Source organism: Streptomyces odonnellii, from assembly GCF_000981895.1.
In the GTDB taxonomy this organism is placed as follows: Bacteria; Actinomycetota; Actinomycetes; order Streptomycetales; family Streptomycetaceae; genus Streptomyces; species Streptomyces odonnellii.
Genome location: NZ_LATD01000232.1, coordinates 44743 through 54145, shown reverse-complemented (window position 1 = coordinate 54145; position 9403 = coordinate 44743). Strand labels below are relative to the sequence as shown.

The window sequence follows — 9403 nt, the reverse complement described above, 5'->3', positions numbered from 1 at the left end:
GGGGCGGGGCTCTGGGGGTGGCGCTACGGAAGCTGTTCCTCGATGGCCGCGCGGCCCCGCTCGGCCAGCCGGCGCCTGGCCCACTCGATGTTCTCCGGCGTGAGATCGCGGCCCGAGGCCAGGGCGAGATCCTCCGCGGTCACCTCGTCACCGGCGGTGTGCAGCAGCCGGTCCGGGGTGATGCCCTCGTGCTCCTTCGGCCGCGCAGCGGACTCTGCGTTCATGCCGCCTCCTCGTTCGTCCGGTGTGTGGCCATTCTCGTTCCCGGCCACGCCCACCGCATCCCCGGCGCCCCGCGGCCGCCGGCCGGACAGGCCCGGTGATCCGGGCCATGTCCGGTGAACGCCCAATCGATCTTGGAACCGGTACGGCTTTCTTGATCGTTTGGCGGCGTGGGATGTGGTGATCCGACGAGCAGCCCCCGATCCTCCCCTTCAAAGGGACTGCGTCCAATAACGATTCGCCGGACACGGCCTAAGGGTTGTCCCGATTGATACCGGGCACGCGGACGTCAAAGAAGTCCAGCATCATCAAGGTGCGCGCCCGCGTCCGGTCCTTCATGTAGGGCCAGGCGGCCTCCAGCAGGCCGTCGGCGTTCAGGAGCTGTTCGAGCACCTCGAAGTACACGGCGCCGCCGACATGCCCGGAAGAGTGGGACACGATGCGTTCCACGAAATCCCAGCATCGCTCCAGCACGTCCGCATCCGGGCTCACACTCTCCAGCTGCGGCATCAGCACTGGCGTCGCGAAGCACTCGGTCAGCACCTCGTACAGATCGAGGAGGGCGTCCCGGGTCAGGACGGCCGCTTCCGCGGGCTCGTCGTACTTCTCCGCGATGAACCCGGTGGATTCCGGAATCATGCGCAGCAGCAGCGCGGGAACCTCTTCCTCGGGGGTCTCCTGGGCGGGGACGTTGCTCATGTTTCCTACCTGTAGTGCGGTGGCTGTGATCGTCGTGATCGTTGGTGCGCGGTCGCCGGGGACGGGGCCCGTCGTGCGAGACGCACGCCGAAGACCTGCTCACGCCGAGCCCGAACCGCGCGCCGCACTCACCCAGGGCCCCTCGTTTGGATCATGCCGGGCTCGCGGAGCAAGGCCGCCGTGTGCGCGTCCGCGGGAAAGAACGTCTCGATGGCGATCTCGTCCAGGGTCACGTCGCGCGGCGACCCGAACACCGTCGTGGTGTACAGCAGGGCGAGTTCGCCGTGCGCTGTCGACAGCCTCAACGGAACGACCAGGTCGTCCGGGAAGACCACGTTCCCCGAGGAGGCCCTTGCGTCCCCGGCCCCGGCCCCATCCCCGTACCTGTCTCCATCACTGTTCCCGGCTTCCCAGGACTCTTCCGCGTCCTTGTCGGGGAGCGGGTAGCCTTCCAGCTCCGCCAGCAGCTCGGCCAGGCCGGACGCCGAGGTGCGGGCCAGCTGGCGGCGGACCCGGCGCAGCACATGCGCACGCCACTGCGCGAGATTCCGGATCCGTCCCGCCATGCCGTCAGGGTGCAGGGTCGCCTTGAGCACGTTGAACGGCTGCCGCGACGGCTCCCCGCCCGCGTCACCGAGAAACACCCCCATGGCGCGGTTCGCGGCCAGCAATTCCCAGCGCACGTTGACGGCGAGGGCGGGATTCGGCTCGTGCCCGGTCAGTACGGCCTCCACCGCGTCCCGTGCCGCGCCGAGATCAGCGAAGGGCCGCTCGGGATGCACCGGGGCGAAGCCCGCACCCAGATAGAACGCGTTGCGTTCCCGCAGCGGCACGTCGAGTTCGTCGCACAGCCGCCTGATCATGTCCCGGCTCGGATTGGCCCGGCCGGTCTCGATGCAGCTGAGGTGCCGGGTGGACAGCTCGGCGGCGAGCGAGACGTCGAGCTGCGAGCGACGGCGACGCTCGCGCCAACGCCGTACGAGCACCCCGACCGGTTCGGTGGTCGTCGTCATGTGCCCAGGCTGCACGGGTGTGCGGGCGACAGCAATGACCCGGCAGGTCATCGACAGTGCTCGCCGACGGAGCCACAGTCGGGCAGGAGAACGGTTCGTACCAGCTCGATTCCTGAGACGAAGGGACCCACCGCCATGACCGGGACGACACCGCAGGCCGAGCAGCACGCCGAAACCACCCTTGAGCGATACCTGCGGTTCTGGAACGCTGCCACGGAGCCGGAGCAGCGCCGCCTTGCGGCTTCGACCTTCACCGACGGCATCGAATACCGCGCGGAGATCGGAGTCCTCAGCGGCGCCCAGGCGTTGATGGACTTCCGGAACCAGTTCGTCGCTCACGTCGGCACCGCCTCCCTCCGCCACCGCGAGCGGCCGCAGATCCACCACGACCGCGCCAGGCTGAAGTGGGAGATCCTGACCGGCGACGGCGAAGGCACGTCCTTCGCCATGGGGACCGATGTGATCGTGCTTGACGAGGACGGCCGGATCGCCTCCTCACCACGTTCCTCGACCGGGCGCCTGAGGGCTTCGACCCCGCCGCACATCACTAGGGCGTGTCTTCAAAGTCCCGTCTGCCCGGCGACGCCTGGCACGCACGCTCGCCGCGTTGTCGGGATCATCCAAGTACGTCCAGTACAAGGACGCCCCTCCGCCTTGCGATCGCACGCACCAGACGCCGCCGGGCCCGCCCTTCGGGCGGACGACGCTACTTTGAAGACACGCCCTAGGCCCTGTCCGGTGTACGGCGGGACGGGCGGCGGCCGAGCAGTTCCGCCAGGCCGCGGCGGGTGGCCGCCACGACCACTCGGTCCCGGGCGTGCAGCACATAACCGGGGTGCAGATCCCAGACCAGCCCCGCGGGCCGGCGGCCCTCGCGGTCGAGCCGGGTGTCCGCGAGATCGGGCACCCGGTCCCCCGGCTCCGCCGTGTCCAGCGCGATGATCCGCCAGGCTCCCGGCCGGAACACCTCCGCGACCGTACGCCCTTCCAGCCGTGGATGGCCCGCCACATCGATGGCCGCGACCAGCAGCACCTTGCGCTCCACCGGGATGGCGCCCAGGATCTGACGCCCCATCATGGCGATGGCGAAGGCGGGTGCGGCCAGGGTGGACACGCTGCGGCTGCGGGTGAGCGCCTCGGGGTGGGCGGCGCGCAGGGTGCGGTAGACCGCGGTCGCGAAGTCGTCGTCGTACACCCGGAGCGCCACCCGCAGGCCGGGCGCGAGGGAGCGTGCGGAGAGCGCGGCTTCGAGATTGGTGGTGTCCGCGCTGGTCAGGGCGAGCAGGGCGTGCGCCCGCTGGATCTTGGCCTGCTCCAGCACGCCCTCCTGGGTCACATCGCCCAGTACGACCGGCACCCGCAGCCCGCGGGCGAGCGCGATGCCGCGCGCCTCGGGGTCCTCCTCCACGCACACCACCGGGATGCGCAGTTCCCGCAGCCGGACCAGCACCCGGCTGCCGATCTTGCCCAGTCCGAGCAGCACCACATGCCCGGAGATCCCGCGCGGCGGGCGGCGCAGCGCGGATGCCGTACGGAAGGTGCCGAGGGCTTCCAGCACCGCCGCGATCACCACCGGCAGCAGCAGAAGTCCCGTGGCGCCGGAGAGGAGTTGCAGGATCTGGCGGGGCGCCGGCTCGCCCTCGGCGGGATCCCCTATGGCGAACAGGTCGAGCAGGGTGAGATAGGTCGCGCGCAGCAGATGGACCCCAGTGAAGATCCACGAGCACATGGCCAGCACCAGTACGGCCAGCACGATCCCTGCGAACGACCAGCGCAGCCGGCGGGAGAACAGCGAGCCCAGCGGCGCCCCGCGCCCGCCGAGCCGGCGTGCGGGCAGATCGGGGCCCGCGTGGGTCACGGCTTCCAGGACCACCATGCCCCGTCCGGTGGCGGCGGCGGCGCTGGCGTCGTCGGGCAGCAGCCGGGGTCCTTCCAGCCCGCTGTTGTCCGAACCCTCCGCGCCCGCCGGGTCGTTGGTGGTGGCCGAGAGCAGGGCGAGGGTGCAGAGCCCGGGGTCGGCGACCTCGCCCGGGCCCGGCGGGGTGCGCTCCACGGCCCGGAGCAGCAGTCCATCGGCCCTGACGACCTTGCTGGTGCCCGCGACGGCGGTGGCGGCCAGCGCCGGCGCCGCGGTGTCGGCGTCCGAGAGGACCGTGGTGGAGGCGTCGAGGGCCGCGGCGTCGATCCCGGGGGTGGCGACGGCGGCGGCCTGGTCGAGCAGCGCCTCCAGATGCTGGCCGAGCTTGCGGTTGTACAGCCGGATGACCAGGCGCAGTTGGGGATTGAGGCGGCGGGCGGCGAGGGCGGCGCGGATATTGATCCCGTCGTCGTCATGGACGAGGGCGAGCGCTGCGGCTTCCCGTACCCCCGCCTCCACGAGGACGTCCTCGTCGGGTGCGGGCGCCTCGATGACCCTCGGCCCGTCGGCCCGCCCGGTGCCGTCCCCCGCGGGCGGCGCCACGGCCGTACGGTTCACCGCCGCCGACATCCGTCCGATGAGGGCGGAGGCCCTGCCGCGCGCCACGAGCGGGGCGGCGGGCGGAAGGTGTCCGCGGGCGGGCGGGACGACAAGCGTGACCTGCTCGCCGTACACATCACGCAGCTCGCCCGCGAGCCGCTGGGCCAGGGTGTCGTCGCCGCAGACGATCATATGGCCCGTGGGAATGCCGAGTTGCACCTGGTGAGGAAGTGAGGTCACACGAACAGTGTGGAGGGCAGGGGAATTCGGGGCCACCGCGGGGGCGCGCGGTGACCCCTGTGTGACTCGTCGTCAGCTCTTGACCGAGTAGGAGTGCGCTCCCACTCCGGCCAGCGCGCCCTTGTCGACGATCAGGTACTCGTCACGCTGCGGAGTGCCCGCGAAGAAGTTCTCCAGGATCTCCCGGGTACCGGCCGCGTACCGCGCCTGCGCCGAGAGCGACGAGCCGGAGATGTGCGGGGTCATCCCGTGGTGCGGCATGGTCCGCCAGGGGTGGTCGGCGGGTGCCGGCTGGGGGTACCACACATCGCCCGCGTACCCGGCGAGCTGTCCGCTGCGCAGCGCGCGGTCGATCGCGTCACGGTCGGCGATCTTCGCACGGGCGGTGTTGATGAGGTACGCGCCGCGCTTCATGGTGGCGATCAGCTCGTCACCGAAGAGACCCTCCGTCTCGGGGTGGAGGGGCGCGTTGATGGTGACCACGTCGCAGTGCGGGACCATCGCGGCGGCGCTCTCGTGCCAGGTGAGCCCCAGCTCCTGCTCCACGGACTCGGGCAGCCGATGCCGGTCGGTGTAGTGCAGCCCGACATCGAAGGGCGCGAGGCGGCGCAGCACGGCGAGGCCGATACGCCCGGCGGCCACCGTGCCGACCTGCATGCCCTCCAGGTCGTACGAGCGCGAGACACAGTCGGCGATGTTCCAGCCGCCGTCCAGGACCCACTTGTACGAGGGCAGATAGTTGCGTACGAGCGACAGCGTCATCATCACCACGTGCTCGGCGACGCTGATGCTGTTGCAGTACGTGACCTCGGCGACGGTGATGCCCTTGGCGATGGCGGCGTCGAGGTCGACATGGTCGGAACCGATGCCCGCCGTGATGGCCAGCTTGAGGTTCTCGGCCTTGGCGATCCGCTCGGCCGTCAGGTAGGCGGGCCAGAACGGCTGGGAGATGACGATGTCGGCGTCGACCAGTTCCTGGTCGAAGACCGAACCCTCCCGGTCCTTGTCCGACGTGACGACCAGCGTGTGGCCCTGGGACTCCAGGTAGGAGCGCAGACCCAGTTCACCGGAGACACTGCCCAGCAGATGGCCGGGGGTGAAGTCGATGCCCTGGGGGGTGGGGGTGGTCTGCCCGCCGGGGTAGTGGTCGATCTTCGGGAGGTCGTCCCGGGCGTAGGTCTTGGGGTATCCGTCGACCGGGTCGTCGTACAGCACGCACAGCACCTTTGCCATGACTGCGGCTCCTCATCGATTGCTGCGGGAAGGTGCTTTCCACCCTGCTCCGAGCCGCGACCATGGTCAAAATGAACCTTTCTATGTCGGGATAGAGCCCGGCTATCCCGACGCCGTACCGGTGCTGTCCGGACGCTGTTCCGTCGCATCCGCGGTGCTGTCCGAGCGCTGTTCCGTTGCCTCCGCGGTGCTGTCCGAGCGCTGTTCCGGCAGGTCGGCGGGGTGCAGATAAGTGTCGAGGAGATCGTCGAGCACCTCTCGTACGCCTGCTTCCCTGGCGATCTCCAGCAGGGCTCTGGCCAGTACGGGTTCCGGGCTGCGGTCGGCGATGACCAGGCCGACCCGGGGGCCGTGCGACGGGTGCTCCAGCGGCATCACCCGCATCCCGTCCGGGACGCCGAACATATGGAGCCAGGCGTGCGAGATCACACTGGACCACCGTCCGGCGGCGAGATGCGCGTACAGACCGGCGACCGTATCGGTCTCTATCGCGGGGGCCACCGCGGCCACCCCGTCGGCGGCGAAGTACTCGTCCATGATGAGGCGGTTGCGCATCTGCGGCGAGAGCAGACAGAGCGGCAGATCGGCGATCTGTGCCCAGCGGGCGGTCCGCCGGCCCTGCATCGGGCCGTCGGCCGGGGTCAGCAGCAGGTAGCGCTCCTCGTACAGCGGGGTCTTGCGTACCTGGCCGAGGCTCTCGTCGTCCAGATAGGTGAGCGCGATGTCCAGCTCGAATTCGGCCAGGCGCTGGGTGATGTCGCGCGAGGGAAGCGAGTCGAGCGAGACCCGCGCCCGGGGGTGGCGTTCCACGAACGATGTGGTGAGCAGCGAGGCCGCGGTGAGCGCGGTGGGGATGGCGCCCAGCCGCAGCGTGCCGGCCAGACCGCCGCGCATCGCGGACAGTTCATGGCGCAGGGCGTCACGCTCGGCGAGGATACGGTGCGCCCACAGCAGCACCCGCTCGCCCTCGGGGGTCAGTCCCTCGAAGCGGCGGCCCCGGCGCACGATGGGCACGTCCAGCTCGTGTTCGAGCTTGCGGATCGCCGCGGAGAGGGACGGCTGGGACACGTAGCAGGCCGCCGCGGCGCGGGCGAAGTGCCGTTCCCTGGCCAGTGCGACCAAGTACTCCAACTGACGCAGCAACATCGCTCGCTCCCTGCTCTCCGGTACGGCCCTCATACGGCTGGCACCGCACACACCGCACATACAGCTCACATGGCTCGGACGGCTCACATGGCGACGAGCGTCACCTCGGTCGCCTTGACACTGGTCCACACCGACGAGCCCTCGGCCAGGCCGAGTTCCGCCGCGGCCTCGGGCGTGATCTCCGCGACCAGGTCCGGTGCCTCGTCCGAGGTGATCAGAACACGCAGACGGCTGCCGAGGGCGGTGATCTCCCGTACCGTTCCCGTCCAGACGTTGCGGGGGCTGCCGCCGGGCCGGTCACGGTGTACGGAGACGGCCTCCGGGGCGATGACGGCGAGCGCGCCCGTACCGTCGGCCGGGGATTCGGCGTCGGCGTGCGCGGCGACGACCAGCCGCCCGCCCCCGCTCAGTTCGAGCCCGCCGGGACCGTAGGTGCCCGGCCAGGCGTTGCGGCCGAGCATCCTGGCCACCCAGGGCGAGCGAGGATGGCGGGTCACCTCGGCGGGCGGCGCGTCCTGGAGGGCGAGCCCTTCGTCGAGTACGAGGATCCGGTCGGCCAGCGAGAGGGCCTCGACCGGGTCATGGGTGACGATCAGGCAGACTCCGCCGAAGCTGTCGAGATGGCCGCGCAGGGTGTGCCGTACGCGCGCACGGGTGGTCTGGTCGAGCGCGGCCAGCGGCTCGTCCAGGAGCAGGAGCCGGGGCCGGGCGGCGAGTGCGCGGGCCAGCGCGACCCGCTGGGCCTGGCCGCCGGAGAGCTGGTGCGGTCTACGGTGGGCGAGACGGCCGACGCCGAGCAGGTCGAGCCACCGCTGAGCGGTACGGCGGGCCTCGGCCCGGCGCACGCCCTGGGCGCGCAGACCGTACGCGGTGTTGGCGAGCGCGCTGAGATGCGGGAAGAGCGCGCCGTCCTGGGGGACCCAGGCGACCCCGCGCCGGTGCGGCGGCAGGGCGGTCACATCCAGATCGCCGAGGCGCAGTTCGGCGTGGGCACGCGGGGTGAGCCCGAGAAGGGCGCGCAGCAGGGTGGTCTTGCCGGCGCCGTTGGGGCCGACGACGGCGATGGTGGTGCCGGGGCCGGCGTCCAGGGTGAGCCGGTTGAAGCCGCTGACCTCGGCGTGCAGCCCGCAGGGCTCGGGCGGCGCGGGTATGCCGGCGAGGGACGGGCCGGTAGACAGGGACGGGCCGCCAGGCGGCGCCTTCGTACCCGCCGTACCTGCCGTACCGGCTGTGTCCGCGGCGCCGGCTGTGTCGGCCATGTCGGCTGTATCGGCCGCGTCGTTGCCGGAAACGGGTTCCGGCCGGGGCGTACGGTCCACGGCGGCGCCCGGGGTCCAGCGCCCGCGCAGGGCGATCAGCACGCCCATGGCGATGGCGAGCAGCAGCAGCGACACGGAGGTCGCGGCCTCCGGCGAGTCCTGGAGCAGCAGATAGACCTGGAGCGGCAGGGTCTGGGTGGTGCCGGGCAGATTGCCCGCGAAGGTGATCGTCGCGCCGAACTCACCGAGCGCGCGGGCCCAGGTCAGCGCGGCGCCCGCGGCGAGCCCGGGGGCCACCATCGGCAGAGTGACGGTGAGGAACACCCGGAGCGGTGGCGCGCCCAGGGAGGCGGCGGTCTCCTCGTACGCGGGCCGCAGCCCGGCGAGAGTGCCTTCGAGGCTGATGATCATGAACGGCATCGCGACAAAGGTCGAGGCGACCACGGCGCCCGAGGTGTGGAACGGCAGGGTGAGCCCGAATGTCTCCTCCAGCCAGGGCCCCAGCAGCCCGCGCCGGCCGAAGCCCAGCAGCAGCGCGACACCGCCCACGGTGGGCGGCAGCACCATCGGCAGCAGGACCAGGGTGCGCACCAGCGACTTGCCGGGGAGCCGCACCCGGGCGAGCAGCCAGGCGAGCGGCACCCCCAGCACCAGGGACAGCCCGAGCGAGCAGAAGGAGACCAGCAGCGACAGTTCGAGCGCCTGGACGACCTCCGGGCTGGTGAGATGCGTACCGAGGTCGGCCCAGGAGGTACGGGCGAGGATCCCGATCAGCGGCAGCAGCAGAAACGCGATCGCGAGCACCGCGGGCACCGCGAGTGCGAGGGGGGTACCGGTGCTGCGGGTGCGTGAGCGGCTCATCGGGTTCCTGGGCTGGGGGGGGCTGCGGTGGTGCGAGGGCGGTGCGGTGCGCTGGTACGGGTCGGTGGCACGGGCGCTGCGGATGAAGAACAGGCTTGCCCGGTCCTACGTCCCGGACAAGCCCTGTGACACGGTGAGAACGCACGTACGGCCCGTATGACGCACGCATGGCTCGTATCGAGCGTCTCCGTACGACACGCGTACGACACGCGCTCCCGCGGCCGGCGCCCGCGCGATGGCCGCTCGTACCGCGGGGGCAGCGGTTTTCGTAC

The 9403-nt window shown here is 71.2% G+C and carries 7 protein-coding genes; all 7 read right to left on the bottom strand.

Annotated elements, in window-relative coordinates; translation table 11 throughout:
- Window positions 1-23: 23 nt before the first annotated feature.
- The 7 genes from WH07_RS21825 to WH07_RS21790 all read right to left on the bottom strand — a co-directional run bounded on the left by WH07_RS21825 (window position 24) and on the right by WH07_RS21790 (window position 9131).
- Window positions 24-224 (bottom strand): hypothetical protein, encoded by a 201-nt coding sequence (locus tag WH07_RS21825; protein ID WP_046502618.1) that lies wholly within the window; start codon window positions 222-224, stop codon window positions 24-26.
- Window positions 225-474: 250 nt separating this feature from the next.
- Window positions 475-921: a hypothetical protein gene (locus tag WH07_RS21820; protein ID WP_046502615.1), complete on the bottom strand. Its 447-nt coding sequence runs from the start codon at window positions 919-921 to the stop codon at window positions 475-477.
- A 128-nt stretch (window positions 922-1049) separates the two neighbouring features.
- Window positions 1050-1934, bottom strand: a complete 885-nt coding sequence (locus tag WH07_RS21815) for a helix-turn-helix domain-containing protein (protein ID WP_046502613.1) — start codon at window positions 1932-1934, stop codon at window positions 1050-1052.
- 724 nt (window positions 1935-2658) lie between these two features.
- Window positions 2659-4584, bottom strand: coding sequence for an NAD(P)-binding protein (locus WH07_RS21805; protein ID WP_046502608.1), 1926 nt, complete (start codon window positions 4582-4584; stop codon window positions 2659-2661).
- A 120-nt stretch (window positions 4585-4704) separates the two neighbouring features.
- Window positions 4705-5865: an NAD-dependent formate dehydrogenase gene (locus tag WH07_RS21800; RefSeq protein ID WP_046502606.1), complete on the bottom strand. Its 1161-nt coding sequence runs from the start codon at window positions 5863-5865 to the stop codon at window positions 4705-4707.
- Between the two features lie 102 nt (window positions 5866-5967).
- The gene (locus tag WH07_RS21795; protein ID WP_079023431.1) at window positions 5968-7011 is read right to left on the bottom strand and encodes a LysR family transcriptional regulator; all 1044 of its coding nucleotides are present in this window, start codon (window positions 7009-7011) and stop codon (window positions 5968-5970) included.
- Window positions 7012-7094: 83 nt separating this feature from the next.
- Complete coding sequence (locus WH07_RS21790) at window positions 7095-9131, bottom strand: ABC transporter permease (protein ID WP_046502604.1); 2037 nt, start codon at window positions 9129-9131, stop codon at window positions 7095-7097.
- Window positions 9132-9403: the final 272 nt, after the last annotated feature.

Excerpts from the sequence above, each read along its gene's own strand:
- WH07_RS21825 (WP_046502618.1), bottom strand. The coding sequence starts at position 224 with ATGAACGCAGAGTCCGCTGCGCGGCCGAAGGAGCACGAGGGCATCACC.
- WH07_RS21820 (WP_046502615.1), bottom strand. The coding sequence starts at position 921 with ATGAGCAACGTCCCCGCCCAGGAGACCCCCGAGGAAGAGGTTCCCGCG.
- WH07_RS21815 (WP_046502613.1), bottom strand. The coding sequence starts at position 1,934 with ATGACGACGACCACCGAACCGGTCGGGGTGCTCGTACGGCGTTGGCGC.
- WH07_RS21805 (WP_046502608.1), bottom strand. The coding sequence starts at position 4,584 with ATGATCGTCTGCGGCGACGACACCCTGGCCCAGCGGCTCGCGGGCGAG.
- WH07_RS21800 (WP_046502606.1), bottom strand. The coding sequence starts at position 5,865 with ATGGCAAAGGTGCTGTGCGTGCTGTACGACGACCCGGTCGACGGATAC.
- WH07_RS21795 (WP_079023431.1), bottom strand. The coding sequence starts at position 7,011 with ATGTTGCTGCGTCAGTTGGAGTACTTGGTCGCACTGGCCAGGGAACGG.
- WH07_RS21790 (WP_046502604.1), bottom strand. The coding sequence starts at position 9,131 with ATGAGCCGCTCACGCACCCGCAGCACCGGTACCCCCCTCGCACTCGCG.